We start from the raw sequence: 26,060 nt of genomic DNA, 5'->3' as shown, positions 1-26,060 counted from the left end.
TTTGCTTCTTTACGAGCTTTCTTCTTTTAGGATTCGAGCCGTTCGGTTGCTTGCTCGACAGCTTTATGAATAAACCCATCCGCTTGCTCTAATAAACGATTGGCCGTTTCATAGGATACTCCAGCCATCAGCATGACTACGGCTGGCTTCACTTTGTCCCCAGACACTTCAAGGGCCTGTCCCGCTTCCTCGTGGGAAACGCCGGCAATTGTGGCCAACATATGTCTGGCACGTTCTCTTAGCTTCTTATTGCTTAGCTGCAGATCAACCATTAAATTTCCATATACTTTCCCCAGCTTGATCATCGTTGCTGTAGTCAGCATATTAAGAATCATTTTTTGCGCAGTGGCCGCTTTCAGACGGGTCGAGCCCGCTATAATTTCCGGACCTGTAACCGCTTCAATTTTGTGCGTCGCAAATTGGCTGATTGCCGCATTGGCGTTACAAGATACAGCTATCGTAGTGGCACCGACTTGTCCCGCATACTTTAAAGCTCCCATCGCATACGGTGTTCTGCCGCTGGCTGCAATTCCGACAACGACATCGGAGGAAGTCAAATTTCTTGCTGCCAAATCCCGTGCTCCCTCCTCTTCATTGTCCTCTGCTCCCTCCACGGTCTGAACCATGGCGCGCTCGCCACCGGCAATGATGGCCTGTACCATGCCGGGAGGTGTACAGAAGGTAGGAGGACATTCCGAAGCGTCGAGAATGCCGATCCTTCCGCTCGTGCCAGCGCCTGAATAAAATAGTCTCCCCCCTGTCTTCAAGGATAAGTAAATCGCCTCGACGGCTGCGGCGATTTGTGGCAGGATAAGACGAACCGCATCGCCTACCGTCCGATCTTCATCGTTCATGATAGTAATCATCTCTAGAGTGGTTAGTCGATCGATCTTTTCTGTGCGTTCATTAAACTGTTCGGTCGTTAATGCAGACAGGTCTAACCTCATTCCTTCACCTCTCTTGACACAAATTTTATTATTTGGATAAATAGCAAATAAAAGGAATTTGATAATAAAAGAAAAACCCTTCCAAACAACAGAGTTAACAAAATGTATTGGCGAAGGACTCTGGATGGATTTACTAGGGGATCTAGAGATTTCGCAAAAATTAAGCGGTTTCAAAAATTATTCCATGGATATATTATACATAAACAAAACAAAATTACAATTACTTTTTGAAAATCATGAAACTTTATTTCGGAACGGAAAATGGGGCTTTTGTCCAAGAGGAAGTTATATTATGATGTAGAAGGGATTTGATATAGGAGGAATGTTTTGCATGCAACGGCTGCCTGCCTTATTTTTTGCATTAGTCAGTGTCCTGCTTCTGGTCGGCATCAGCATCTCCATTAGCCTGCACCGACCTTGGCTAGTTTTATTGCTATCGATTATTTCGATATCGTTCATTGGACTGGGCTTCGTACTTAAAGCAAAAGCCCGCAGACGCGGGCAAAGGTAATCGTATTTTGTTATCTTTATCTTCCATAACGGCGCGGCGCATCGAATCGTTCTCTAACGGGGGGGAACCCGCAATTATTGGGGCAAAATAAAGCCCATTTTTTGTTTGGCCTCGTTAAGCGTGGCATTCGCGATGACCGATGCCTCCCGAGCTCCTTTTTTCAGGATATCATAGATGGCCCCTGAGCTCCGGATTTCATTATATCTTTGCTGGATCGGCTCAAGCGTCGCCACAACCTGCTCAGCCAAATCTTTTTTGAAGCTGCCATAGCCTTGTCCTTCGTATTTAGCTTCAATCTCTTGGAGGGACAAATCGGAGCAATGGGAATAAATACCCATCAAATTGCTCACCTCGGGCTTGTTCTCCGGATCAAACTTCACTTCACGTCCGGAGTCGGTCACGGCCCGGCTTATTTTTTTGCGGATAACATCTGGAGGGTCCAAGAGAGCGATGAAGCTGCCCGGGTTCGGATTGCTCTTGCTCATCTTTTTGGAGGCGTCGTCCAACGACATAATCCTTGCACCTACCTGTGGAATATACGGTTCAGGAACGCGGAACGTCTCGCCATACCGCTGATTGAACCGATGCGCCACATCACGGGTCAACTCCAAATGCTGCTTCTGATCGTCCCCAACCGGCACCAGATCGGCATTATACAGCAGAATATCCGCCGCCATAAGCGCAGGATAGACGAACAGACCTGCCCCAACTGATTCTTTCCCCGCCGATTTATCCTTAAACTGGGTCATCCGCTCCAGTTCACCCATATAAGCTATCGTCGTTATCAGCCATCCCAGCTCCGTATGGGCCGGTACATGAGACTGCAGAAATACACTTGCTTTGTTCGGATCAATCCCCGCTGCTATAAACAACGCAGCCACTGATTCCGTCTGTTCCTTCAATGCCTCCGGCTTTTGCGGCACGGTTATGGCATGGTGATCGACCACCATGAAATAACACTGATGGCTATGCTGGAGCTCGACAAAATTTTTCATCGCTCCGATATAGTTTCCCAAGGTCAATTGACCGCTAGGCTGAATTCCCGATAAGACTCGCTTCACTATCCTTACCTCCCTATTTATTTGATAACCTCTGCAAAACTCTCCTAGGAACTAGCTTTCCCTTCTCCACTCTTATGGCTGGCTGATAATCTGTGTCGGCCGACGCTAGAGCTTATTGCCAATAAAAAAAGCCTCCTCATCCGCAGGGACGAAAAGACCGTGGTACCACCCTAATTCGCTTGCCGACCATCGCCGAGCAAGCCTCTGAATCTCCTGTAACGGGGAGTTCCGTTCCGCCTATTGAAGACGATGGCCGTTGCCGGCTGTCTCGTTCAGCTTCACGCTCCAGGACCCATTCGTTCGGCCATTCCCACTGGTTCGCACCTTCCACCAGCTCTCTTGAGGGACTTGCCGAGTTACTCTTTCCTGTCATAGCGTTCACTTGTATTCAAGCTAAAAAGATTATGGTTCTTAATTATACATAGAGAAGTTAGTTTGTCAAATAACCGCTCAAGTAAAATGAGGCTGGCAGCCAATCTCCATCTCGTTGCGTGCTTCCGCTGTAGTCCAAGTTCAGTCATTGGCAGTCCTGGCTTCCTCTGCTACAATATTATTGGACAATGCGAAGCATATCCTCTTGATGTAAAACATAGCAATTCAGGTGGACAATAGTCTGGGAGACATTTCAATTCACTGCAGATTTAATCATTTTTATAGCAAAGGAGTCCGATGGTCAATGATCAAGCAAGAACAATGGCATGGAACCGATTTGTACATACTGGAGAACGAGGAGCTATCCCTTTCTCTCTGTCCTTCTGTCGGAAATAACGTGATCCGAATTTATGATAAAAAAGCGGGGCGCGACGTTCTGAGAGCACCGGATAGTTTGGAAACATTGCTGCAAAAACCAGTGCACTACGGAACACCGGTGCTTATTCCACCTAACCGAATTCGCGGCGGCTACTTTAAGGTGGGTAACCAAGAATACCAACTGGACAAAAACGAGAAGAACAATACCGGAAATCATATTCACGGATTTGTCGTAGGGCGGCCATGGGAAGTGACCGGTCACAACGAGGACGGAGAAACCCTCTCTATTACTTCAGTCTTCTCCACGTCTAAATATCCAGAGCTGATGAAGCAATATCCTCACGAGCTCACAGTGGAAATGACCTACGAACTGAGAGGATCGACACTTCTGCAAAAAGTAACGGCGCGTAACAGCAGCGAGATTCCGGCTCCTTTTGGATACGGACTGCACACTTGGTTCCTTCTGGATAATGAACCAGATAGATGGAAACTGCAGCTTCCGGTGTCTGGCACATGGGAGCTGGGTGGGGATTTAATGCCTACTGGCACGATTCTTCCTTTAGGGGAAATGGAAGGCTTGAATGAAGGCATGTCACTGGAAGGCGTAGATCTGGACAACGTGTTCCAAATCGGAGATCATCAGCCTTTGGCGGTTCTAGCACGGGATGGCTACGAAATCCGTTACGTTCCTTCTGGAGAATACAAGCAATGGGTTATTTACACGATGGGAACCGCTCATAACTTTATCTGTCTGGAGCCTTATACTTGGGTTACCAATGCTCCCAACCTCGATATGGACCCGGAGACAACCGGCTTCCGGACGATTGCTCCAGGAGAAAGCCTGAACTTAGAAGTCTTGCTGGAAATCAATCGCAAATAGTTATCCTCTAATGAGGCTTCTCAACAAGCTGCCGGCCCGCACTGGGGCCGGTTTTTATATGCTTAAAAAGAAATTGCAGCTGCCCTTCAGACTGGTCCAAATTTCCAGTTTTTCTTTAGAGTAGAATTCAAGATTTCGTTCATACTACCTATTACTGGAGGTGATACACATGGCACAAGGACAAAGTCGTTCCAGCAATCAACTAGTTGTACCTCAAGCTAACGCAGCTCTTGACCAACTTAAATATGAAGTGGCTCAAGAATTGGGTATCCAAATTCCACAAGACGGCTACATGGGTTACATGGCTACTCGTGATGCAGGAGCAATCGGGGGGCACATTACCCGCCGTCTGGTTCAAATCGCTGAGCAGCAACTAGCTGGTCAATTCAGCCGATAAGACCACTTTTGAATCATTACGCAAATTACAAAAAAGGGGCTGCCCAACAGGTTTACCAGACCTGGGAGCAGTCCCTTTTCTCTATGCCATTCTTTGCGATTGTATAGTCAGTTTAACTCTTTAATATTTCTTGAATCCCTTTTCATAATCAGATTGGCCATATTATAATTTGACTCGAATTGAACACTCGCTCGAAGAGTTCCCTGAATTAGTGCAAATTCAAATAATATTTCTCCATGAGTCCAACGCTTCTTATGCCGCAACGATTCCACGGCCATGTCTTTGAACATCTTCAAATGAGCTTCCGACAATCCTTTTCCTGTGGGTTGAAGCATTCCAGATTTGCTCTCTATCGGAAAATGTTTAATTCCGAACTTGCCGATGGTGTTATTTCTAATTTGAACGAATACTACTCCAGAAGACAAGGGAAGGAGTTCCTCCCGGATTTCACGAAACACTAGCTCTATTTGCTTACTTAACGGCATGTATTCAAAAATCAACCGAGCTCCTCCTTTCAAAAATATTGGATAAAATAGATAAATAAATGGGTCTTATGACTCATTATACTGCGACTATTTACTTAATTCAACAAAATTTTCTATTTTATTACAATATTTTCTTCTATTATTCTTAATTTTCCGACTTATTCTCCTTGTCGTCCCTTAACCTTCCAATCGTGCTGCATTAATTTCAATCAAATTATGGTCCGGATCGAGAATATAGACCTGCGGAAAGCCCGCTATGCTGTTTGGCTTGGCTACATATTCTATCTTGAGTTGATCAAGCTTGGCCAGAGCCTCCGTGTAGCAGGGAACACGAATCGCCAAATGAGCATTTCTTGTATTAATGCTGACATGTGCAGGAGTGTAAGCTTCGTTAACAATGAGATGAAGCTGCTGCCCGCTCCCGCCCACGGCAAACCACGCCCCCGCAAATGGAAAAGGAGGACGTTCCAGATCCTTAAGACCCAGCACCTCCCGATAAAATGCGGATGATTTCTCCAAATCGGTTACCACAAGACTGACATGGTGGAGTTCCGTTGGATTCAACATGTTCCTTCCCCCTTAACCGTATACGCTTCAAGCTCCCCTAGAGCCCTATTCATTCCGTCATGGCCAAATATTGTTGAACGTCAGCAACGCATAAGTCTATCGCCTGCTGCCAGAAATCCGGTTCCTCCAAGCGAACACCCAAATGCTTCCAAGCCAGGTCTTCCACTTGCATCCTTCCCGTATCTCTCAACAGAGCAATATAGCGTTCCTCGAAGCTCTTTCCTTCCCCCAGAGCGGCTGCGTAGATTCCTGCACTGAAAAGATATCCGAACGTATACGGAAAGTTATAGAAGGGGACGCCCGTAATATAAAAATGCAGCTTCGATGCCCAAAAATGAGGATGGTACATACCAAGTGAATTGCCATAAGCCCGCTGTTGAGCCGTTACCATCAGCTCGTTCAGCCTTTCCACGCTGACCATCCCCTGTTGGCGCTCGACATAGAATTCCGTCTCAAACATAAATCTCGCATGGATATTCATAAAAAATGCGATGGAGCGTTGAATTTTATCCTCCAGGAGAGCCTGTTTCTCCGCAGGATCGACCGCCTGCTTAAGAGCAGCGTCGCTCACGACCATTTCGGCGAAGGTAGAAGCCGTCTCGGCCACATTCATCGCATACCTCTGAGCCAGAATGGGCAGGTCTCTCATAACATGCTGATGATATGCGTGCCCCAGCTCATGAGCTAGAGTAGAGACGTTATCCGCCGTTCCTGCGTAGGTCATGAAGATTCGCGTTTGTCCGCTGGCCGGGAAGGAAGTACAGAAGCCTCCCGGTCTTTTGCCTGGCCGATCCTCCGCTTCGATCCAACGATTCTCCAGAGCATGAACGGCGAAATCGGCCATTTGGGGACTGAAACGGCGGAATTGATCGACAATGATAGCAGCTCCTTCATCATAGCTGTATGTTTTGTTGATGCTGCCTACAGGAGCATCCACGTCGTGCCAATCCAGCTTCTGACGACCGAGCAGCCGGGCTTTCCGCTGCAGGTATTGAACGAATATGGCTTTATTCCGCTCAATAGTGTCCCACATCACATCCAGCGTGCGCTGCGACATTCGGTTGATGGCCAGCGGCTCCTGATGGACCGATTGCCAGCCTCTGTGCTTATACAGCTGCAGGCGGAAGCCTGCCAGATGATTAAGCGCATCCGCGCAAAAATCAGCTTGATCGCCCCAGGCTGCCTCCCAGTCGCCGAACAGTCGGGCACGGGCTTCTCTGTCTGACTGATGCAGCTTGTTGAATGCCTGGCCGGCCGACAAGGAGACACTCTGTCCGTTCTCCTCATACGGAATGTGGACCCGGCTGACTATCGTATCATACAGACGGCTCCATCCGTGATAACCGTCTACGGCCAGATCATGAGTCAGAGCCTCCTGCTCGGGAGGCAGCTTCTCCATCGCCTGTGTTCTTCTTTCGTTAATGTAAAAAGAAATCCCCTTCCATTCGTCCTGCTCCATCATGGCATTCCACACTTCATCGGAGATTTGAATCCATAGATGGTCGAGCCGGGTCCAGGCAGACATGACCTCCGCCCGGATCGAGGCTACAGTCCCCGCCAGCCTAACGGCTTTCTTATCCTGTTGATTCTGAGCTGTCAGGCAGGAAGTAAAGGCCGCGCTTTCACTAAGCTTCATCAAGATGGATTGCATCAAGTTCACCAGAGGTACGAGTCTCAGCCCCTCGGAAGCCGTTTGTGGAACACTGGACTGGTCAAGCTGGGAGCCCAAGCTAACCAGATCCTCCCGAATCTGCGTCAAGTAAGCTGCAAATTGCTGGGAATCGCTTCCTCCCGTAAAAAATACATCCAAATCCCATGTTGGATTAAGCTGATTCACACTCATCTACTCCTTTCTTCCAATTGAATCCAGTATCCCTTTCATTAAAGCATAAATAACGGCATTTAGGTAACCGTCGCTTGACAATTTCCGTTTGCTTATAAAAGGGACGTGGGAATATAATGAATACCAAGATTAAATAATTCAGAAATCAGGTGAGCTTATGAAACCACTGCAAATATCCGCCGAAACGGCGCAGAAACTAGCTGCCAAGCTAAATGTTCCATTGGAGCATTTGATGCATATGCCCCAACATATCCTTATGCAGAAGCTGGCCGAATTAGCCAAGGCGGAGACCGCTGACGAGGCTGACACGAAGCAGAAAGAATCATCTGGGAACAATAATCTTGGAGAGAACCAGCAATGATTCCTTTTCAAAACACATGGCCCTACGAAACGATAAAAGAGGATACTTACGTGTTCGAGTGTCCCTTCTGCCAATCCCGTAATGTGCTTATTCCACTGCGCCCCAAAGATTTCGCCGCCATTCGTTCTGGCGCAAAAAAGCTTCTCGTCTTTCCTTGCTGCTACAATAAAGTGACCGTTTTGGACGCAGATTCCGATTATTTGCTGGCCGATCAGCCGCTGCGAAAACCTCCTATTACAAAATAATGGGACTTTCATACTATTAATTGGCAGGATTTTTCATTTCTAAGTGGAATGTATAATTCTGAGGTCCCGTTTCCGAACAGGATGAATAATTAGTAAACGAGTGGTTTTACGTGAGCGGCTTTCTCTTCCTACTGACAAATGCATGTACTCTGTTAACCTTTAGCTACCTTATGCTCAAATTGCACTCCAGGTTAGGTTCGTTTGAGCGGGTAGCTGTTCCGCTTCTGGCCGGAGCGGCGTCGGTTCTCCTCATTCTTCAACCGCTGCCGTATGGAGGAGTTGTCTTCGACTTGCGCTCTCTGCCGCTTATTATGGCGGGACTTTACTACGGATACCCGGTTTCTATGCTGTCTGCCATTCTCCCGCTAACTTATTCCTATATAGTCGAAGGAGGCTTCTCCGGGGCGATGGCCACGGTTCAGGACATTATTATTCCGTCCATCATCAGTTCTTTTTTTCACAGCAGACTGGAGCATAGCGGATATTCGATTATTTCTTTGCACCGCAGTTGGCAGATGGCGCTGGTCATGTTAACTATTCATTTGATCGGAGGCTGGTTCATGGGGCATCCATGGATCACCTCGCTTCATTCAGCGATCTGGATGTTCGTAATCTCTTATATTTTTCTGACCATTCTTATTTTGATCAACAATGAAGAGAATCGAGCCTGGTTAATGCAGAGGTCTCTGCAATTAAAGGCCAACCAGGACAGCCTGACCCGTCTGCCTAATTTACGCAGCTTTATGGAAATCGCCGAAAGAACCATTCAACGGGAACGGATTGCCATCTTGATGGTCGATATCGATAATTTCAAGCATTTCAACGACCGTTGGGGACATCTGGAAGGAGATCGGCTGCTTCGTGAAGTCGGGCAAAGGTTAATGCAGCGAATCGGAGAACGGGATTACATCGCCCGGTACGGAGGGGAAGAATTCATTATTTTATCTCCGACCGATGATCTCCGCTATTTATGCGAGCTGTCCAGACAATTATGCGATGATATTACTCATTTATCACTCGACCTTCCTGAACTGCCCAACGGCTTTAAAATTTCCATCTCCATAGGTCTTTCTGTCTGCACCCATTTGAACGAGTCTTTAAGACAGCTGATCGCCGAAGCGGATGAGGCACTGTACGAATCCAAAAACACGGGGAAGAATCGTTACACTTTCCATCATAAATTGGGATCTGTAAATTTGCATCGCGCCAAGTGACAAGTATGAGAAAAAGGGCCCGCGCGGGCCCTTTTTTTACTACAGGAAAGCTTATATAAACAAACCGAATCAGGGTTGGTTAACAAAATGATAAGCCGGTCCGCTGAGCCTCTGCATCATCAACTGCCGGAGTGCCTCATCCTCCACGTTTTCCTCCAGTGCCTGCCTCATACAACCTAGCCAGGCCTCCGCTCTTTCCGGTGTGATCGGAAAAGGAAGATGTCGGGCGCGCATCATGGGATGTCCGTAAGCTTCCGTATATAAGGACGGACCTCCAAAAAATTGAGTCAAAAACATAAACTGCTTCTCCATGACCGGCAGGATGTCTTCCGGGAAAATGGGAGACAGAAGCGGATGAGCCTGAACTTTGGGGTAAAACGCCTCAACGATCCGGCGTATAACCTCCTCCCCTCCGATCGCTTCATAGATCGTGCTCGATGGCGATGTTGACATAGTCCGTCTCCTTATCAATAATCCACATCATCTTCCGTGGAATTAATTAATGTTTCTTTTATAACAAAAACAAATGCACATACAATCAGAGCGGTCAATAGACTCGTCATGTTCGTTCACCCCTCACATTTGTTTGTAGCTTCATTGTATCATAAACGCTTTCACGGTTCAGTAATCTCTCAGGCATGGATAAAAATTTTTTTCATATAGTTTAGTAAACAAGCCTCTTCATCCGTTATCGGTTATTTGTACTTATTCCATTAGCCATCTTAAGAGAGGAGGGCGATCATGTCCGTCATTCGCTCCAAACGGTTCTTTGTTATGCCTGTTTTTACCCTGGCCATCGCGTTCCTCCTTCTAGCCTACCCTGCCCCTACTTTGGAGGCGGCTATTCGCGGAGTTACTATTTGGTGGGACATTTTGTTCCCTGCCTTGTTTCCTTTTTTTCTTATTTCGGAAATGATGCTGGGCTTTGGGCTCGTCCATTTTTTTGGCACGCTGCTGGACCCGATGATGCGCCCGTTATTCCGGGTTCCAGGGATTGGCGGCTTCGTCATGGCGATGGGCTTTGCTTCGGGTTATCCCGTCGGAGCCCGTTTAACAGCCCAGCTGTGGGAGCAAAAAATGGTCAACCGGGAGGAAGGGGAACGATTAGTCGCCTTCACCACGACGTCCGATCCGGTTTTTCTGATCGGAGCGGTGTCCGTCGGTTTTTTTCACGATGCCAAGCTAGCCATCCTGTTGGCAGCAGCCCATTACGGCGGAGCCGTCCTGCTCGGCTTATTCATGAGATTTCATGGCCCACGGCAGCCAAGCCCCTCTCCGGAAGTAAACCATTCCGGACGGCTTCTGGCCCGGGCTCTTAGGGAAATGCATCGAGCCAGGCTTAAAGATGCCCGCCCCTTTGGCACCATGCTGCAGCAAGCCATCCGCTCCTCCATTCAAATGATTTTTGTTATCGGAGGCTTGGTCGTATTATTCTCCGCTGTCATGGAGGTGCTGCGGCAAAGCCATGCTCTGGATTTCTTTTATGCCTCCATTCAAGCATTGTTTCAATGGCTGTCCATTCCAGCGGTTCTGGCGGATTCGGTCGTCAATGGGTTCTTCGAGGTCACTCTCGGGGCTAAAGCTGCCGGGGAAGCAGGGGGACACATCCCGTTATTGTATAAAGCTATGCTGGCTGCTTTCGTTCTTTCCTGGGGAGGTCTGTCGGTTCATGGACAAATCGTCAGTCTTCTGCACACGACCAACTTGCGTTACTCCCCATTCCTGATGGCCCGGCTTGTTCATGGACTTCTGGCCGCAGGTCTCACGGCCTTGCTATGGAACTGGCTTCAGCCTGAGGCGGCTCCTGCCTTCCTGCCGGTTCTTAAAGAGAATGTTTCCCCCCAATTCCTCCATTGGACTTGGCCGGTTCCGTTAACTCTTGCCGTTCTAACCGTGCTGCTTGCTCTTCTTAGTGTGCTTTCCCTAATCTTCTACCGTTGGAGAAGAACGAGACATTCTACCAAGGTGTAGCTTATATGTATCCCCCATTCGCGCGTCTCTATTCGCCCCCCTATTTGTCCACACGTTGTTGTGTTCTTAATCGGGATTCGGTATAGTGTAGGAAGTACAACGTTTGGGGAGGATCTCTCTTGAAATATTTCGTAGTGGACCGCGGTGACGAGATTTCATTGGGTTTAACCGAGCAATTTCATCAGCTTGCCCGATCCTACGGCATGGAGTTAAATGAAGAAGAGCCCGACATCGTGTTATCCATCGGCGGAGATGGAACGATGCTTCATGCTTTTCACCGCTATCAACATCGATTAGATCATCTATGGTTCGTAGGGATTCATACGGGACGACTCGGATTTTATGCCGACTGGACCCCGAACGAGATCGGACAATTAGCTAAACTGATGAACACGCCTGTAGAGGAAAGTCACGTTAGAATAGCAGAGTATCCTCTGGTCGAAATTCAATTTACGACGCTGGATGGAATAGAAACCTACCTTGCGCTTAATGAATTTACTTTGCGGGGAATTGAAGAAACGATGGTAGCCCAGCTGAACATTAACGATGATATGTTCGAAATGTTTAGAGGAGACGGAATATGCATCTCCACTCCGTCGGGGAGCACGGCTTACAACAAAGCGGTGAACGGAGGACTCATTCATCCCTCTCTCGATGCGATTCAGATAGCCGAAATCGCCTCGATTAACAATCGCGTCTACCGGACGCTGGGATCTTCGATGATTCTGCCCAAGCATCATCACTGCGATATTTATCCTCGCACTAAGAAAAAAGTGCAGCTGTCGATCGACCATCTGTACTCGCAGAGAAACGATGTCATATCGATCCGCTGCAAGGTCGCACCTGATAAAAAGATCAAATTTGCCCGCTTTCGTCCCTTTCCTTTCTGGAACCGGGTGCAAAAGGCGTTTATCGGGACAGAATTTCATTAGCTAATCGCCATGCGTGGCACATACAGAAAAAACGCCACATATGGCGTTTTTCAAATTCTTCAATAACTTCGCGTTTGGGGAACGATAACGACCAACGGGGGAGCTTCACGTACCCCGCTGATCGTCTTCAACAGCCCCATAGTAATGAGTGATGAACCTTCCCGCAACGGATAAAATCAGCACGGAAATAAATTGGATCATGACCACTAGCATGAGAGTAAATCCCCATTAATAACCTCTTCGTTCCATTCGAATCCAAAACCGGGCCGTTCCGGTGTCCGCACTTGACCATTAACACACTCAAGCGGTTCCTGGAATAAATGGCTGGCCCAACTCATCCATTCCAATGAAAGGGAATGTCGAATGACAGGAAAGAGATGAACAGCATACTCAGGGAATAAATGAATACTGGACGGCTTGCCGAATTGCTCCAGCAATACGTTGATTCGTCTCCAACCGGAGATGCCGCCGGTACGCTGTAAATCTGGCGTATACACAGAAGCTGCGTTCATTTGCAAATACCGGTGAAACGGCTGGACGCCATATAAATTTTCTCCGGTAGCTACCGGAATGGACAAGGATCCCGATAGCTTCGCATGCCCTTCTGCGTTATCCGCATCCACCGGTTCCTCGATCCATAGCAAATTGTATTCCTTCAGCTGCTTCTCTACAGACTCTACAGTATCCGCTGACCAGCCCTGATTGACATCAACGATCAGCCCCACGTCTTTTCCGACGGCTTGCCGCACTTCCTGGACAGCTCTTATATCCTCCTGACGATCGGTTCGGCCGAGCCGCATTTTGAGCGAACGGAATCCGGACGCAGCGAATATCTCGGCCTGGCGGGCCGCTTCAGCAGGCGAGACAAGCCAGAGCCCGTCGCTCTGATAAGCCGGGAATATTCCCGGTTCTCCTCCCAGCAGACGGCATACTGGAAGACGTGCCCACTTGCCTGCTATATCCCACAGCGCGATATCGACGAGGGATAGAGCAAACATCGGCAAGCCTTGTCGCCCCAGCAGCTTGATCGCTTCCAGCATCTGCTGCCAGATCAGCTCTATGCTTCTCGGATCTTTCCCCACAACGACAGATTCCAGATGATTCAAGCAAGAGCAAATTGCGTGGGCGCCATTCATGTGAAAGGCCTGTACGTACGAGATGCCTGTCACGCCTTCATCTGTTGTAATATCCAGCAGGACAAATACGATTCGATCTGAATTTCTGACACAGGAGACGACGGGAAAGTGTACTGGAACAGATACAATCCTATGCTTGAAAGAAGTTACTTTCATTATGAGTCCCCCTCTATCTAGGAATCAAGACCAATGGAAATATATTTGATTTCCAGGAACGGATCCAGACCATAATGTCCGCCTTCCCGGCCCATTCCGCTTTCTTTCCACCCTCCGAACGGCGCTTGCGGAGCGCCCGGCAGTGCATCGTTAACACCCACGATCCCGTACTCCAACGCTTCTGAAACCCGATAAGACCGGCTTAAATCACGAGTAAACACATAGGCGGCCAATCCATATAGGCTATCATTCGCCTTCTCGATGACCTCTTCTTCGGTAGCAAAGGATAGAACAGGCGCAACGGGACCGAATGTCTCCTCGTCGCAGATCAGCATATCTTCATGGGCATCGCCAATTAACGTAGGCTCATAGAAATAGCCATTCATTCCTTCAATCCGCTTCCGCTTTCCACCCGTTAATAATTTACCGCCTTTCGCCAAAGCATCGTCCACATGCTCCTGTACTTTTAAATAAGCGGCTTCATTAATGAGCGGACCCATCTCGACGCCGGCTTCCAAGCCGCTGCCCACTCTCAACGACTGAACGCGAGCAGCCAGTTTCTCGGAGAAAATGTCTTTAATGGTGTCCTGAACATAAATGCGGTTTGTACAAATGCAGGTCTGTCCAGCATTACGATATTTGCTGATCAGACAAGATTCTACCGCCAGATCCAGATCGGCATCTTCAAACACGATAAACGGCGCATGTCCGCCTAGTTCCATCGAAACTTTCTTTACCTGCTCAGCAGAACCGGAAATCAAATGTTTGCCGACCCGAGTGGAACCGGTGAAAGCAATTTTCCTTACTTTACGATTCATAAGAAATTCTTCGCCAATCACCGGACCCGGACCCATCACTAGATTAACAACACCAGCAGGGAATCCGGCATCATGGAAAACTTCAAACAAAGCGGCAGCCGTCAGCGGTGTAGCCTCAGCCGGTTTAATGACGACCGTACACCCTGCCGCCAGTGCCGGGGCAATCTTGCGCGTAATCATCGAAGCCGGAAAGTTCCATGGCGTAATCGCGGCCACGACTCCGACGGGCTGACGGATGACCTGAGCACGCTTATGGACAGCTGAGGCCGGGATAATCTCGCCATAGACCCGTTTCGCTTCTTCGCTGTACCAGCGCAAAAATTCAGCGGCCTGCAGCACTTCCCCCCGTGCTTCAGCCAGCGGCTTGCCTTGCTCTAACGTTAATATGCCAGCGATGTGATCCGCTCGTTCCACAAGCAGCTTATACGCATTGTAAAGCGGGGAAGAGCGATCCATTGCCGCGGCCTTCGACCATGTCTTAAATGCGGCGGCAGCAGAATCGATAGCGAGTGCGGTATCGGCTCTGCCTCCGAAGAAGACCGTGCCTACCCCTTCTCCCGTTGCCGGATTGGTGATTTCGAAAGTTTCGCCATCCAAACTTTCCTTCCACTGGCCATCGTAATACATATACCCTTTCATCTACAAGACCTCCCTTATGCCTGTCCAGCGCTTCCGAACAGCAGAATCTTTTCTTTGACAATGCGGGCAATCGTCCCCCGTACGCCTCCGATCATGGCAAAGAGGTCATTATTCTCAGGTTCCGCAAGGTGCCCGCGCATGTAGTCCATCGTTGCCCTTCTCCATTCCGTAGCAATGTTTACTTTGCTGACGCCCCGGGAAATCGCAGTCTTGATATCTTCATGCGGAACCCCCGTCCCTCCATGAAGCACGATCGGGATGCCAACCCGATCATGAATGAGCTGCAGATGATCCAGATCGATATGGATTTGCTCGCCATAAGCCGCATGGATGTTGCCTAAAGCGACTGCCAACGTATTGACATTCGTCTCGCGAACAAAATAAACGGCATCATCCGGATCGGTCAACTGACGGATCTCGTCTTTTCCACGTGTTCCGACTTTGCCAAGTTCCGCTTCCAACGGCAGTCCGATCGCATCAGCCGCTTCTTTAATTTTCTTCGTTACAGAAATATTTTGTTCGATGTCATACATGGATCCGTCATACATGAGCGACGTATACCCACAGCGAATCGCGCGAATAGCCTGTTCATAGCCGTTCCCGTGATCCAAATGAAGAGCAACCGGAACTTTTGCCTGAGCTGCCGCCTCTTTGGCGACCGCTGCCAATATTTCCATCGGCGTATGTCTGAGCGTACCTAGTCCGGTTTGAATCATAACAGGAGATTCCAACTCTTCCGCCATTTTAACAACCGCAACAATACTATCTATATGATCCACGCTGAAAGCGCCCAACGCATAACCATTCTTATGTGCATCTTCAAGCAGACTTAACCCGGATACAAGTGGCATAAATGATCATCTCCTAATTAATAAGTTACTAATTTCTTCGTAATTTCCACATTTTTCACATAACAATCAGTATAAAACTCTTCCAGTTTCCCGGCATGGTCAGCGTTAGGCAGGACGGTTAATGAAGCTGGCACAGGAATCTCATCCAGTTCATCGTTAGACTTCGCAGCAAGAATCGCCGCACCTCGTGCCACGCCCTCCGAATCTCGTACGATATTCAGCGGACGATTTAAAATATCGGCTTTCATCTGCATCCAATACGGATTTTTGGTCGCTCCGCCAATCACCATAAGCCGCTCGATCGGCATATTCTGGCTTTGGAGAAATTCCAACCGATACCGGAATAAACTGCTTAAGCCCTGAATGATGGACGACGCCATTTGTCCGGGATGGGTATTAGTCAGAGCCCCTCCAAACCAGGCTATCTGGACATGCTTCTCGGATTCGCTGTCCCCGAGAGGCGCGGGATAAAACCCCAGACTTTTATTCACGCCGTTTTCTTTGGATAAAACCGTCAATAACTGCTCATAGTTCCAACCGGTGATCGACAGCAGCCATTCGATAATGCCTCCCGTTGTACCTACGGGCTGCAAGGCATAATAGCGGTTGGGCACGACATGGCAGCCGATCGTAAAATTCGGAATTTCCGTGAATTGTTCCATATCCCGATTCTGCATCGTAAGCACTAACGTTTCGGCCGTACCGCAAGAATTCGTCACATCGCCGTCCAATGTGCCTCCGATGCCAAAGGCGCCGACAATATGATCGTGACCCGCAATCGTTACCGGCGTACCTTCCGATATACTCGTATATTCGCTTACCTGCTTTTTAACGGAACCGACCACTTGTCCAGCTTGAACCGTCGTCTGCAGCCATTCCTTCTTAATGCCAAATTCTGCGATCAGGTCATCATCCCATTCACGCCGGCTGATATTAAACAGCATCGTGCGGCTGGCGAGCGATATCTCGGTCCGCTTCACACCAGTTAAACAATAAGCAATATATTCAGCGATATGCAGCCAGGCATGACCTTGCTTCCATTGTTCCGGCATATATTCTTTCATCCATAAAAACTTCATCAAAGAATATTTAGCTTGAGGATATAGTCCGGTTTTACGATAAAACTGCAGAGCTGGCACTCTTTTTTTGACCATACTCAAAAATTGATTTGGACGTTGATCATACCATGCCGAAATCGGGCCAAGCGGTTCGCCGCTTTCATCCAGCATCACTCCGGCCTCGGCAACGCTGGCGATTCCGACCGCCTTGATTTTATGTCCTTGAACCTGTTCCATGCACGAACGGATCGATTTCACCGTGTTTTCCCACAATTCACTGGCCAGATGATAGATCCCTCCGTCTTTAGTAACATGCGCCGGTGTGGAAGTTCGGGCGATCGCCTTAAGTTCCCCCAGCCTATTGTAAGCGGCAGCTTTAATATGTGTAGATCCGATGTCCAGTCCAATGTACAGTGAGTCTTTTTTTCTCATGCTATCCTCTCCACAGTCATGCAATTTTGTTCAATGTGAGTTTATTTATCATTCGGATGCAAGGCAACTTTGAAACAATTTCCCGTACGCGCTGCATCCAAAGCATCCGCTATATTGGTTAACGCGAAATGATGCGTGATTAATGGCTCCAGGTTTAACCCGGCCAACTTTTCAATGGATTTATGATGACTGTATGGGTTGATTGAAGAGCCCAGCAAAGTCAGTTCCCTCGCAAAAATATCATTCGGCGCTATCTCCATGGACCATTCAGGAGGAACAACACCGAAAAACAGAATCGTACCGCCCCGGCCGACGAGCTGCAGCGTTTGTTTGGCTGTATCAATGCGACCCGCCGCTTCAATCGCGACATCGACTCCTAGACCAGCAGTAGCCTCCTGTATGGCCTGAACAACATCGACGGACAACGAGTTCAGTGTCTCGAACCCCCGATCCGCTGCCACCTTCCGCCTATAATCATTCGGTTCTACAATGAAGACCCGGCTGGCGCCGCTCATGCGAGACAGCTCGGCCATCAGGATGCCTACGAAGCCGCCGCCCAATATGGCCACATGATCCCCCTGCCGAATATTGGCCCGTTCAATGCCGTGTATACAGCAGCCGACATTTTCCGTCAAAGCCGCAACCTCCGGCGATATGCCCGGCGGCACCTTGTATACCGTTTTCTCGGGGATGACGCAATATTCGGCGAATCCGCCATCCAGCCGAACGCCATAGCCTTTCTTCTTTAAGCACAGATGCTCTTTGCCAATCCGGCAATATTTACATAATCCGCAGAACAAATGCGGTTCGATCGTCACCAGATCTCCAGGCTGGACCGACTCTACTGCCGATCCGACTGCTTCAACATATCCGGCAAATTCATGACCGATTACAACCGGCGGCTCTGCCGGAAACTTGCCTTCAATAATATGAAAATCGGTGCCGCAGATCGTTGCGGCTGCAACTTTAATGAGCACATCGTGATCTTTTAGCGGAGGCAGCTCTTTCTCTACTAATTCCAGTTTGTGATTTCCTTCGTATTGAGCGGCCAAATATCCCATTATTTATTCTCCATTCGAACAAAGGGCTTAATCGTTTTTCCTTGGCAAAATTCCACGAAGGTTTCCTCCAGTTGCTCAAAAGAAACGACTTTGCTGACCAGTCTTTGGAAGGACTGCTGATTGTTCCGGTATAGCTCAATGTTGTCCGCCATTTCATTCAAGTCAAAATAGAAGGAACGAATCATATAAAAGTCTTTGCGTCGCAAAGCAGGTGTCGGCTCAATCACGAACGGATCATTGCTCTCGCCTAATATGACAAGCGCCCCGCCAGGTTCAACGGCATACAAGCCAATCTTCCGTCCCATGGCGCTGCCGCTGGCTTCAATGACGATTGCGAACTCACCCGCTTCCGGTTCGCCGCTTGCCGTAAAGGGGAAGGCTCCAAACTCCTGAGCGAGGGCGAGACGTTCTTCCGAGGGATCCGCTGCATAGATTGCTGTAAATCCTAATGCCTTAAATGTCAGGATTGTCCCTAATCCCAGCGGACCACAGCCCATCACCAGCACTTTCTCACCAGCGGTTGCGTCAGGATTGCGCCGCATCGCAAGACGAATCGCATGCGCGGCGGTTCCGATCGTATCGAGCAGCAGCACACCATCCATGTCTGTCAAGTCATCTGGAATAGGAATGACATTCCTGGCGGGGACGACAACATATTCGGCATATCCGCCATTGCGCTGCCATCCAACCAGACCGTTAACTTGCTGACAACGATTCGTTTCTCCTGCCAGGCAGTATTTGCATGTTCCGCAATAAATCGGAATATAAATAATGACTCGGGTACCAAGCGCCAGCTTCGCGTTCGCCCCTGCTTGATGGATGACACCAGCAATCTCATGTCCGGGGATATGGTTCGCCCCATTGTGAAACAGTCTTTTGTCCGAACCGCACAGCCCGCAGCAAGTAACCCGGACGACGACATCATCCTCGCTCGTTAAGGAAGGGACTTCCATTTCTACAATTTGAATGTGATCATTACCAACGAATTTAGCTGCCTTCATGTGTAGCCACTCCCTTTTATCCAAAATTGATTTCACCTATTTATTTCACCGCGCCGCCGGTCAATCCGCTGACCAACCAACGCTGTACGAACGATACAATAACCAAAACTGGCACTGTGATGACGGTCGCAGCTGCCATTAATCCTCCCCAATCGACCGCACCGACACCGATAAAGTTAAAGGCCGCTACGGTCAGCGGTGTCGTCTTCGAACCGGAAAGGACCAGCGAAAACAAGAAATAGTTCCATGAGAAAATAAAGGCAAGTGCCGTCGCAACCGAGATTCCGGGAAGAGCAAGCGGCAGATTGATTTGCCACAGGACACGGTACGGTCCGCAGCCGTCAATCATGGCGGACTCTTCCACTTCCCGCGGGAGTCCTTGGAAATAGGACATCATCAACCAGACAATGAGCGGCATCGTAATCACGGTGTGCGTAACGATGAGAGTTAAATAGTTGTCGGTTAATTTCAACTGCGAAGCGATGACATACCATGGGATCAGGAACAGAATCCCCGGAGCCATGCGTGCGATTAAGGTTAAAAAGGCCGTCCACTGCATATTGTAGCGTGCGGCTGCGTAGGCTGCCGGCACGCCCAGAACTAGCCCCAGAATCGTCGAACCGAACGTAATGATCATGCTGTTCATAATATATTTGCCGAAGGGATAAGCCGTAAACAAATCATTGAAATGCTCGCCGGTCGGCCTAAATAGAAACTTCGGCGGATAGGAAGTAATGTCGACGTTATCTTTAAATGCGGACATCAACATCCATACAATCGGAAAAAGAAAGATCACAAAAAAAATGGCTAACTGTACATAAACGATCAAATTCGATTTAAACGTAGAAGTCTTCATTTTATACGTACCTCTTTCGCCACAAGGTCAACAGATAGCTGACAGCCATAACAATAAACAACAGGAATACCATCATCGTGCTTGCCTGGCCCATATTCGCATATAAGAAACCTTGCTGATAACCATAGATATTAAGCGATGTTGACGCATTAATGGGCCCGCCCTGGGTCATGACGTAAATCGTATCGAAAATTCGCAGCATATCGACGGATCTCAGCAGCAAAGCGACTAGAATCGTCTGCTTCAGCATAGGAAGCGTAATATAAAATAATGACTGCGTCTTGGTTGCTCCATCAATATTGGCCGCTTCATAAGGCTCCTCAGGCAATGCCTGAATGCCCCCGAGAATAATCAACGCTATAAACGGCGTCCACTGCCAAATATCAACGATCGATAGCGCCCAGATGACAGAACCCGTACCATTCAGCCATGTTCCAGGCGGCAATCCGAACAGCTCCAGAAAGTAGTTCACAAATCCTAGTGACGGTTCAAACAACAGAACCCAGACCATCCCGGCTGCGACGGATGGAATAATTGCCGGATAGAAGAAAATGGTCCGCAGCGGCTTGATGCCGCGCACCGCTTTGCTGAGCAATATCCCCAGATAAGTACCCAGAATGATTTGAAAAAACAGCGATATCCCGGATATTTGCAGCGTAATCCATGTCGACTTCCAGAACAATGCATCCGTAAACGTTGCTTTAATGTTATCCAACCCAACGAAGGGGAGGCCCCAGAAAGGAGATCCTGGGGTCCACTGCGTGAACATGAGATACACAACATAAATTAAGGGAAAACCAATTAATAATATGGTGAACACTACGGATGGCAGCACCATAACCCAAGGTGCCAACCGATCCATCGTTTTGCGAGAGTTTGGAGAACTCATTTTCGGTCAAGAACCTCCATTATTTTGGTGTCAGCTTCTTTCGCTGCTTCCTCGGCCGTTTTGTCGCCTAACATGACTTTACCTACCATCTCACCAATGATTTGCCGAACTTGTGCCTGGTCTTCTACAGGCGGGCCAACATCCGGATTAGCGTTATCCATAATAAACTTCAGCGCTTCCATCCACTCCTGCTTTAACGGCGTATCCATCGATGATTTAAATTGTTCCGTATCCCAAATGGAAGAACGCGGGCTTGCGATGCCATTAAGCGCCAATTCAAGCTGCATTTCTTTGGAGGTAGCCCACTGCATGAACAACCACGCAGCTTCTTTATGCTTCGAGAACGCATTAATGGACAATCCCCATTGCAATTGAGTCAATTTGCTGCCTCCCGGACCTGGCGGAACAGGGATGACGCTGACATCGTCGATGACGCGCGATGTTTTGGGATCGATAATGGAACTAAGCTCGTTGGTGGATTCGATCTCCATGGCAACCTTGCCTTGGGCAAATAATGCCGATGATTGATAGAACGTGTATTGAATAACTCCCGGAGGACCGTATTTGCTGGCTAAATCCGCATATTGCTGAATCGCTTGCAAACGAACCGGATCCTGGAAGTTGGGCTTGCCGTCATCAAACCATTCTTTTCCGTTGTTATAAATAAAGTTTCCGAATGTAAACGCCATAGCTCCAGGTGCGCCTCTCAAGGTCACGCCTCGGATATCTCCTTTGGAGCCTTCCACAATTTTTTGGGCTGCTGTTTCAATATCCTCCAGCTTTTGCGGCACTTCCGCACCATATTGTTCAAATAACTTTTTATTGTAATAAAGTACCGGGCCTTCGACGTTGATCGGCAAACCCACTAGCTCGCCGTCGAATCTCTCTCCATTTAACGGGCCGTCGAAAAAGTCATCGATATCAAAATCAGGCGAGGTGATTTGTTCATTGGCAACGTAGCTGTCCAGCTTTTCATAAAAACCGGCATTATTATACTGCAATCCTTCTCTTGATTTGAGCGACATAAATACATCGAACTCATCACTTTTGGCCTGCAAGGAAATCAAAGCTTTCTGGCGAACCTGATCTTCCGGAAAAACCATGACATTGACTTTGATTCCGGTCAGTTCCTCAAATTCTTTAATATGAGGTTCCAATGTAGTAATCCATGGCTGTTTGTTGGCCAGCAGCGAAATGTTCTGTCCGGCAAATTGTTTCCAATCGAAGCCTGCCGGTGCGGAACTGTTCTCCGATGGTGTCGGGCTCGAACTCTGACCCTCATTTGTTTTCCCGGAACCACATGCAGTAGTCAGAAGCATAAGTACAGATAGTAAAACGGCTAATGCGGACTTCCAACTTTTTGACATAGATAAGTCTCCCCCTCTGGTATGAATGATTACAGTAGTACAGGGCCAGAAGAAACGGTTTTACCATCTCGATGACGGAAGCGTTTCCCAAGGTGACGAAGATCACCAAAAAAGCCTTGCGATAATTATCTGATAGCGCTACCATATTGTAAAATACATTTTATCAATTTTGTTATAAGTAAAACTTATCTAATCCCAAGGAGCGCTGTTCATGAATCTTCATCATCTCTATGTGTTTTGTGTCGTTGCGGAAGCGAAAAGCTTCGCAGAAGCCGCTGCGAAAATCAATATAAGCCAACCGGCCATCTCACAGCATGTTCAAAAATTGGAGTTTTATCTTGGGAAAAAGCTGATAGAACGCAGGGGCCGCCTGTTTCGTCTGACCAACCATGGGGAAACCTTGCTGGAATATGGACGAAGAATTTTTATGATTGTGGAAGAAGCGGAGACAGCTTTAACACGGGTAGGCCGGCATCAGGAGAAGCTTTTTGTGGGAACTTCCAAAGTGATTGGTACTTATTTCCTTCCTAATTTTATTGCAAGTTTTCTCGAAAAAAATCCTTATTCCAGTTTTCATACTTTCTTGGACGATGATAATGTCGAATTAATAGAAAAACTTATCAAAAATCAGATTGACCTTGCTATTACTTATGAAACCGTTATTTTGCGGGACGAAATCCACGTCTCCCGGATCATTCAGGACGAGCTCGTCCTTGTCCTGCCCGGCAAACATCCTTGGGCGTCCGGTCAAATGGTCTCATTCGAAGAAATATTAACGCTTCCCTTCATTTTCTATAATTCTGGTTTTTTTATTCAGACCATTATGGAAAATATTTTGTCCGGTCATCATGTGAAAGTGAATTTGCAATTTGATCATCTGGAGGCTGTTAAAGCAGCGGTAATTCGAGGTATAGGTGTGTCGATGCTTCCCTACTCAGCGATTCGACTTGAATTGGATTGCGGACTGCTTGCCGTAGCGAACTGTGCGGTTTTTCGGGTGCCTCGCCATATTGTACTGATGCACAAACGATCCGGTGTAACGACAGATATGATCCAGCAATTTCACAATTTTCTGCTCAGTCACGATTGGATGACGATTTAAGATGGCAGCTAACGGATGGTCTGCTGCCAATCATACTGGTACAAGCAGCAGCAAAAGCCCGGCTTAAGCGCCGGGCTTCTATAGTTCTGATCGTCATTCCGCAAGTCCTATTTAAGAAACATCAGGGGCTGGCGCTGTGTTCCGCGGTATCTTTGGACCTTTTTCAAGAATAAAATAAGCGCAGCCAAAATTGCAATATTCGTTCAAGTAATCTTCCAACCCGACAATGGAGCTGTCTTTGTTCGCTTTGGGATGCGTTTCTTTGAAGAAGCCTCTCAATCTTAGCTGACTGTAGCCCCAATCGCCGACAATATAGTCGTATCTTTCAAGCACTTCGCTGTATCGATCCCTGAACGCTTCGTAATTCCAGCCGTTCTTGTTGTCTTTGACCAGTTCGTAAATGTTTCCCCCGACTGTAATCATTTGCCTGCTTCCTCCTTCTTCTTCCGTCTCCTTTACGCATCTCCTTCCGTCCTGTGGACTTGCTCGGACGGTCCAGGCATTACAGGCACATCCTCCTGACGGACGTCCCGCTTTATTGGGAAGAGGCTGCTGCCGATCGCACCTGTTCGTGAGCGTGATAAGAGCTTCTTACCAGGGGACCGGACTCCACATGACTGAAGCCTCTGGCCATCCCTTCCTTCTTAAGCTCGGCAAACTGTTCCGGAGTATAGTAATGCTTGACGGTAAGATGCTTCTTCGTCGGCTGCAGGTACTGCCCAATCGTCAATATTTGAACTCCTACCGCACGAAGGTCATCCATCGTTTGCAATATTTCCTCCCAGGTTTCCCCCACACCGATCATAATACTCGATTTCGTGGGAATGGACGGAGCAAGCTCCTTGGAGCGTTTCAGCAAAGCGAGCGTTCGGCTGTATTTGGCTTTGGAGCGTACTTTATCAGAAAGCCTCTCCACCGTCTCAATGTTATGGTTAAGAATATCCGGTTTGGCCTCGAGCACTTTGCGCAGCGCCAAATCGTTGCCCATGAAATCTGGAATCAATACCTCGACTCCGCATAACGGGAGGCGCTTGCGGACCGCTCGAATTGTCTCCGCAAAAATCAGAGCGCCGCCGTCAAGCAGATCGTCTCTTGCCACGGAAGTAACGACACAATGCTGCAAGCCCATCTGTTCCGCGGCATCGGCTACCCGTCCAGGCTCCAGCATGTCCAGCTCTGTCGGCAGACCGGAATTAACGGCGCAGAACCGGCAGGCCCGCGTGCAAATATCCCCTAAGATCATGAAGGTGGCCGTCCGATTGGCCCAACATTCGTGAATATTGGGACATTTAGCCTCTTCACATACCGTATGTAAAGTTTTGGAGCGCATCATCTTCTTGATTTCTTTAAAATTCTCATCCGTTGTCAGTTTTGTTTTCAGCCATTCCGGCTTTCTTTGCCGTTCCGTTGACATCGTTCTCCCCACTTTCTCCTGGCATCCAAAGTATGTCAGTGGTTATTCAAAATTATATGTATTATACCATGACCTGTCCAACATTCCATAATCGCTTACCGGCTTTGCCACAACGTGAAAAAAACAGCCCTTGTCGCCGTCAGGCAGCAAGGGATGCTGGATCAACTTGTTCAAAATAGGGAGTCCTCCAAGGCAAAATCCTGCCTGGTCTGAGCGATAAGTCGGGTACCTATCGCACTCCCACCTTATCCCGTAACGGTTGAGCATTGACCTCTTTGTGAATACCATGCCGTTTCTTCATAAAACTGCTGGAGCGATGCATCCAGACGCTTTTGAACTTCGGGAACGAAATCGACAGAGCCCTGCTCATTTCTTGTCACCTCATAATCGACTATATAAACCCCGCCTAATATATACCTGGCCGCTAATGCGGACAGAACAGGCTTTAAGGAATAGTCGATCGACAGTAAATGGGCAATGGAACCGCCAATGAAGATAGGCAGAATCAGCTTGTCGGCCAACGCTTTTTGCGGCAGCAGATCCAAATAAGTTTTTAGCACGCCGGTATAAGAGGCTTTATAGACCGGACTCGCTATGATGATCGCATCAGCGCTTTCTACCAATGCATTCGCTCGGACGATCTCAGGACTGTCAAACCTTGCTTGAATCAAATCCTCAGCTGGAAGGTCGGAGACCGAAAGCCATTCGATCTGCATTCCTTTAGCCGTCAAAGCTTCCTTCGCATATTGAATAACGGAAGTCAATCTGGACGTTTTGGACGGACTTCCGGACACAATAACTACTTTACTCATCTGACATACTCCTATCTATATATTGGATTTGAACAATTTTTAACAAAAGTTTATCCCCGTCAGGAATAATAGTCCAGCCTCTTAACCAGCCCACACAATCAGAAATACATTGTGCAGATTAAACTACTATATTCCCATCGATTTAAATGTAATAATGGCATTAGTAGAACCGTAACACCTGCCGCATTTTCTGTCAATATATTCAAATTAGTCTCATTTGCGTTCCAGATTAACCTAGAGCCTCTGAGTCAAGCCTTCGTTCCCGGCTACCCTCCATAATCCGATTGTACCACTCGGCTCCTCT

28 protein-coding genes and 1 other annotated feature are annotated in these 26,060 nt (G+C 48.1%); of the genes, 9 read left to right on the top strand and 19 right to left on the bottom strand.

Features of this window, described 5'->3' with window-relative positions; translation table 11 throughout:
- Nucleotides 1-26: 26 nt before the first annotated feature.
- Nucleotides 27-947 carry an N-acetylmuramic acid 6-phosphate etherase gene (murQ, locus tag KJS69_RS01820; protein ID WP_213581303.1) on the bottom strand — a complete coding sequence of 307 codons (921 nt, stop codon included), beginning with the start codon at nt 945-947 and terminating at the stop codon, nt 27-29.
- A 331-nt stretch (nt 948-1,278) separates the two neighbouring features.
- Here murQ and KJS69_RS01815 point away from each other — a divergent pair, with 331 nt between their 5' ends.
- On the top strand, nt 1,279-1,458 hold the full coding sequence (locus tag KJS69_RS01815) for a DUF5325 family protein (RefSeq protein ID WP_213581302.1): 180 nt from the start codon (nt 1,279-1,281) through the stop codon (nt 1,456-1,458).
- A 74-nt stretch (nt 1,459-1,532) separates the two neighbouring features.
- Here the strand turns inward: KJS69_RS01815 and trpS are convergent, their stop codons facing one another.
- A complete protein-coding gene (trpS, locus tag KJS69_RS01810; protein ID WP_213581301.1) occupies nt 1,533-2,519 on the bottom strand; it encodes a tryptophan--tRNA ligase in 987 nt (328 codons plus the stop codon).
- A 141-nt stretch (nt 2,520-2,660) separates the two neighbouring features.
- Nucleotides 2,661-2,901: a binding site (T-box leader), on the bottom strand.
- 294 nt (nt 2,902-3,195) lie between these two features.
- On the opposite strand from trpS, the gene KJS69_RS01805 reads away from it, so the two are divergent.
- Together KJS69_RS01805 and KJS69_RS01800 are read left to right on the top strand one after the other, a co-directional pair.
- Nucleotides 3,196-4,149, top strand: a complete 954-nt coding sequence (locus tag KJS69_RS01805) for an aldose 1-epimerase (protein WP_213581300.1) — start codon at nt 3,196-3,198, stop codon at nt 4,147-4,149.
- 169 nt (nt 4,150-4,318) lie between these two features.
- Nucleotides 4,319-4,546, top strand: coding sequence for an alpha/beta-type small acid-soluble spore protein (locus KJS69_RS01800; RefSeq protein ID WP_213581299.1), 228 nt, complete (start codon nt 4,319-4,321; stop codon nt 4,544-4,546).
- Nucleotides 4,547-4,653: 107 nt separating this feature from the next.
- On the opposite strand, the gene KJS69_RS01795 is transcribed toward KJS69_RS01800, so the two are convergent.
- The 3 genes from KJS69_RS01795 to KJS69_RS01785 all read right to left on the bottom strand — a co-directional run bounded on the left by KJS69_RS01795 (nt 4,654) and on the right by KJS69_RS01785 (nt 7,435).
- Complete coding sequence (locus KJS69_RS01795; protein WP_213581298.1) at nt 4,654-5,046, bottom strand: O-methyltransferase; 393 nt, start codon at nt 5,044-5,046, stop codon at nt 4,654-4,656.
- A gap of 162 nt (nt 5,047-5,208) precedes the next feature.
- On the bottom strand, nt 5,209-5,598 hold the full coding sequence (locus KJS69_RS01790) for a VOC family protein (RefSeq protein WP_213581297.1): 390 nt from the start codon (nt 5,596-5,598) through the stop codon (nt 5,209-5,211).
- Between the two features lie 49 nt (nt 5,599-5,647).
- Complete coding sequence (locus KJS69_RS01785; RefSeq protein WP_374706597.1) at nt 5,648-7,435, bottom strand: M3 family oligoendopeptidase; 1,788 nt, start codon at nt 7,433-7,435, stop codon at nt 5,648-5,650.
- 163 nt (nt 7,436-7,598) lie between these two features.
- On the opposite strand from KJS69_RS01785, the gene KJS69_RS01780 reads away from it, so the two are divergent.
- The 3 genes from KJS69_RS01780 to KJS69_RS01770 all read left to right on the top strand — a co-directional run bounded on the left by KJS69_RS01780 (nt 7,599) and on the right by KJS69_RS01770 (nt 9,261).
- Nucleotides 7,599-7,802, top strand: coding sequence for a YycC family protein (locus KJS69_RS01780; protein ID WP_213581295.1), 204 nt, complete (start codon nt 7,599-7,601; stop codon nt 7,800-7,802).
- A complete protein-coding gene (locus tag KJS69_RS01775) occupies nt 7,799-8,047 on the top strand; it encodes a hypothetical protein (RefSeq protein WP_213581294.1) in 249 nt (82 codons plus the stop codon). The genes KJS69_RS01780 and KJS69_RS01775 overlap by 4 nt, the downstream gene beginning before the upstream one ends.
- Nucleotides 8,048-8,157: 110 nt before the next feature.
- Nucleotides 8,158-9,261, top strand: a complete 1,104-nt coding sequence (locus KJS69_RS01770; RefSeq protein WP_213581293.1) for a diguanylate cyclase — start codon at nt 8,158-8,160, stop codon at nt 9,259-9,261.
- A 69-nt stretch (nt 9,262-9,330) separates the two neighbouring features.
- Here KJS69_RS01770 and KJS69_RS01765 read toward each other — a convergent pair whose 3' ends face one another.
- Nucleotides 9,331-9,714, bottom strand: a complete 384-nt coding sequence (locus KJS69_RS01765) for a globin domain-containing protein (protein ID WP_213581292.1) — start codon at nt 9,712-9,714, stop codon at nt 9,331-9,333.
- 288 nt (nt 9,715-10,002) lie between these two features.
- On the opposite strand from KJS69_RS01765, the gene ylbJ reads away from it, so the two are divergent.
- Nucleotides 10,003-11,232: a sporulation integral membrane protein YlbJ gene (gene ylbJ / locus KJS69_RS01760; RefSeq protein ID WP_213581291.1), complete on the top strand. Its 1,230-nt coding sequence runs from the start codon at nt 10,003-10,005 to the stop codon at nt 11,230-11,232.
- A gap of 119 nt (nt 11,233-11,351) precedes the next feature.
- A complete protein-coding gene (locus KJS69_RS01755) occupies nt 11,352-12,164 on the top strand; it encodes an NAD kinase (RefSeq protein WP_213581290.1) in 813 nt (270 codons plus the stop codon).
- 206 nt (nt 12,165-12,370) lie between these two features.
- On the opposite strand, the gene KJS69_RS01750 is transcribed toward KJS69_RS01755, so the two are convergent.
- From KJS69_RS01750 to KJS69_RS01710, 9 genes are read right to left on the bottom strand one after another with little or no spacing between them, the layout of a single operon-like run.
- A complete protein-coding gene (locus KJS69_RS01750) occupies nt 12,371-13,456 on the bottom strand; it encodes a mandelate racemase/muconate lactonizing enzyme family protein (protein WP_213581289.1) in 1,086 nt (361 codons plus the stop codon).
- 17 nt (nt 13,457-13,473) lie between these two features.
- Entirely contained in the window at nt 13,474-14,913 is a 1,440-nt protein-coding gene (locus KJS69_RS01745) for an NAD-dependent succinate-semialdehyde dehydrogenase (protein ID WP_213581288.1), read from the bottom strand.
- Nucleotides 14,914-14,927: 14 nt separating this feature from the next.
- On the bottom strand, nt 14,928-15,764 hold the full coding sequence (locus KJS69_RS01740; protein WP_213581287.1) for a class II fructose-bisphosphate aldolase: 837 nt from the start codon (nt 15,762-15,764) through the stop codon (nt 14,928-14,930).
- 17 nt (nt 15,765-15,781) lie between these two features.
- Nucleotides 15,782-17,254: an FGGY-family carbohydrate kinase gene (locus KJS69_RS01735; protein WP_213581286.1), complete on the bottom strand. Its 1,473-nt coding sequence runs from the start codon at nt 17,252-17,254 to the stop codon at nt 15,782-15,784.
- A gap of 41 nt (nt 17,255-17,295) precedes the next feature.
- Entirely contained in the window at nt 17,296-18,315 is a 1,020-nt protein-coding gene (locus KJS69_RS01730; RefSeq protein ID WP_213581285.1) for a zinc-dependent alcohol dehydrogenase family protein, read from the bottom strand.
- Nucleotides 18,315-19,316: an alcohol dehydrogenase catalytic domain-containing protein gene (locus KJS69_RS01725; RefSeq protein WP_213581284.1), complete on the bottom strand. Its 1,002-nt coding sequence runs from the start codon at nt 19,314-19,316 to the stop codon at nt 18,315-18,317. The genes KJS69_RS01730 and KJS69_RS01725 overlap by 1 nt, the downstream gene beginning before the upstream one ends.
- 40 nt (nt 19,317-19,356) lie before the next feature.
- Nucleotides 19,357-20,172 (bottom strand): carbohydrate ABC transporter permease, encoded by an 816-nt coding sequence (locus KJS69_RS01720; protein WP_213581283.1) that lies wholly within the window; start codon nt 20,170-20,172, stop codon nt 19,357-19,359.
- A gap of 1 nt (nt 20,173) precedes the next feature.
- Nucleotides 20,174-21,061 carry a carbohydrate ABC transporter permease gene (locus tag KJS69_RS01715; protein ID WP_213581282.1) on the bottom strand — a complete coding sequence of 296 codons (888 nt, stop codon included), beginning with the start codon at nt 21,059-21,061 and terminating at the stop codon, nt 20,174-20,176.
- Nucleotides 21,058-22,428 (bottom strand): ABC transporter substrate-binding protein, encoded by a 1,371-nt coding sequence (locus KJS69_RS01710; RefSeq protein ID WP_213581281.1) that lies wholly within the window; start codon nt 22,426-22,428, stop codon nt 21,058-21,060. The genes KJS69_RS01715 and KJS69_RS01710 overlap by 4 nt, the downstream gene beginning before the upstream one ends.
- 211 nt (nt 22,429-22,639) lie before the next feature.
- Between KJS69_RS01710 and KJS69_RS01705 the strand changes: the two genes are divergently transcribed.
- Entirely contained in the window at nt 22,640-23,530 is an 891-nt protein-coding gene (locus KJS69_RS01705) for a LysR family transcriptional regulator (RefSeq protein WP_213581280.1), read from the top strand.
- A 111-nt stretch (nt 23,531-23,641) separates the two neighbouring features.
- Here the strand turns inward: KJS69_RS01705 and KJS69_RS01700 are convergent, their stop codons facing one another.
- From KJS69_RS01700 to ssuE, 4 genes are all read right to left on the bottom strand, one after another.
- Nucleotides 23,642-23,953 carry a YutD family protein gene (locus KJS69_RS01700; protein WP_213581279.1) on the bottom strand — a complete coding sequence of 104 codons (312 nt, stop codon included), beginning with the start codon at nt 23,951-23,953 and terminating at the stop codon, nt 23,642-23,644.
- 112 nt (nt 23,954-24,065) lie between these two features.
- Nucleotides 24,066-24,944, bottom strand: a complete 879-nt coding sequence (gene lipA / locus KJS69_RS01695; protein ID WP_213581278.1) for a lipoyl synthase — start codon at nt 24,942-24,944, stop codon at nt 24,066-24,068.
- Between the two features lie 42 nt (nt 24,945-24,986).
- Nucleotides 24,987-25,118, bottom strand: a complete 132-nt coding sequence (locus KJS69_RS29905; protein WP_283777430.1) for a hypothetical protein — start codon at nt 25,116-25,118, stop codon at nt 24,987-24,989.
- Between the two features lie 71 nt (nt 25,119-25,189).
- Nucleotides 25,190-25,756 (bottom strand): NADPH-dependent FMN reductase, encoded by a 567-nt coding sequence (gene ssuE, locus KJS69_RS01690; protein WP_213581277.1) that lies wholly within the window; start codon nt 25,754-25,756, stop codon nt 25,190-25,192.
- Nucleotides 25,757-26,060: the final 304 nt, after the last annotated feature.

This window comes from Paenibacillus sp. J2TS4, assembly GCF_018403245.1.
In the GTDB taxonomy this organism is placed as follows: Bacteria; Bacillota; Bacilli; order Paenibacillales; family NBRC-103111; genus Paenibacillus_L.
This window is presented reverse-complemented; position numbering and strand designations above follow the sequence as displayed.

Bases quoted from the DNA above. Each gene is read 5' to 3' on its own strand.
- KJS69_RS01700 (WP_213581279.1), bottom strand. From the start codon at position 23,953: ATGATTACAGTCGGGGGAAACATTTACGAACTGGTCAAAGACAACAAG.
- ssuE (WP_213581277.1), bottom strand. From the start codon at position 25,756: ATGAGTAAAGTAGTTATTGTGTCCGGAAGTCCGTCCAAAACGTCCAGA.
- lipA (WP_213581278.1), bottom strand. From the start codon at position 24,944: ATGTCAACGGAACGGCAAAGAAAGCCGGAATGGCTGAAAACAAAACTG.
- KJS69_RS01730 (WP_213581285.1), bottom strand. From the start codon at position 18,315: ATGGGATATTTGGCCGCTCAATACGAAGGAAATCACAAACTGGAATTA.
- KJS69_RS01750 (WP_213581289.1), bottom strand. From the start codon at position 13,456: ATGAAAGTAACTTCTTTCAAGCATAGGATTGTATCTGTTCCAGTACAC.
- KJS69_RS01805 (WP_213581300.1), top strand. From the start codon at position 3,196: ATGATCAAGCAAGAACAATGGCATGGAACCGATTTGTACATACTGGAG.
- KJS69_RS01800 (WP_213581299.1), top strand. From the start codon at position 4,319: ATGGCACAAGGACAAAGTCGTTCCAGCAATCAACTAGTTGTACCTCAA.
- KJS69_RS01735 (WP_213581286.1), bottom strand. From the start codon at position 17,254: ATGAGAAAAAAAGACTCACTGTACATTGGACTGGACATCGGATCTACA.
- KJS69_RS01715 (WP_213581282.1), bottom strand. From the start codon at position 21,061: ATGAGTTCTCCAAACTCTCGCAAAACGATGGATCGGTTGGCACCTTGG.
- KJS69_RS01720 (WP_213581283.1), bottom strand. From the start codon at position 20,172: ATGAAGACTTCTACGTTTAAATCGAATTTGATCGTTTATGTACAGTTA.
- KJS69_RS01710 (WP_213581281.1), bottom strand. From the start codon at position 22,428: ATGTCAAAAAGTTGGAAGTCCGCATTAGCCGTTTTACTATCTGTACTT.
- KJS69_RS01765 (WP_213581292.1), bottom strand. From the start codon at position 9,714: ATGTCAACATCGCCATCGAGCACGATCTATGAAGCGATCGGAGGGGAG.
- KJS69_RS01775 (WP_213581294.1), top strand. From the start codon at position 7,799: ATGATTCCTTTTCAAAACACATGGCCCTACGAAACGATAAAAGAGGAT.
- KJS69_RS01740 (WP_213581287.1), bottom strand. From the start codon at position 15,764: ATGCCACTTGTATCCGGGTTAAGTCTGCTTGAAGATGCACATAAGAAT.
- KJS69_RS01705 (WP_213581280.1), top strand. From the start codon at position 22,640: ATGAATCTTCATCATCTCTATGTGTTTTGTGTCGTTGCGGAAGCGAAA.
- ylbJ (WP_213581291.1), top strand. From the start codon at position 10,003: ATGTCCGTCATTCGCTCCAAACGGTTCTTTGTTATGCCTGTTTTTACC.
- KJS69_RS01780 (WP_213581295.1), top strand. From the start codon at position 7,599: ATGAAACCACTGCAAATATCCGCCGAAACGGCGCAGAAACTAGCTGCC.
- KJS69_RS01745 (WP_213581288.1), bottom strand. From the start codon at position 14,913: ATGAAAGGGTATATGTATTACGATGGCCAGTGGAAGGAAAGTTTGGAT.
- KJS69_RS01725 (WP_213581284.1), bottom strand. From the start codon at position 19,316: ATGAAGGCAGCTAAATTCGTTGGTAATGATCACATTCAAATTGTAGAA.
- KJS69_RS01790 (WP_213581297.1), bottom strand. From the start codon at position 5,598: ATGTTGAATCCAACGGAACTCCACCATGTCAGTCTTGTGGTAACCGAT.
- KJS69_RS01815 (WP_213581302.1), top strand. From the start codon at position 1,279: ATGCAACGGCTGCCTGCCTTATTTTTTGCATTAGTCAGTGTCCTGCTT.
- murQ (WP_213581303.1), bottom strand. From the start codon at position 947: ATGAGGTTAGACCTGTCTGCATTAACGACCGAACAGTTTAATGAACGC.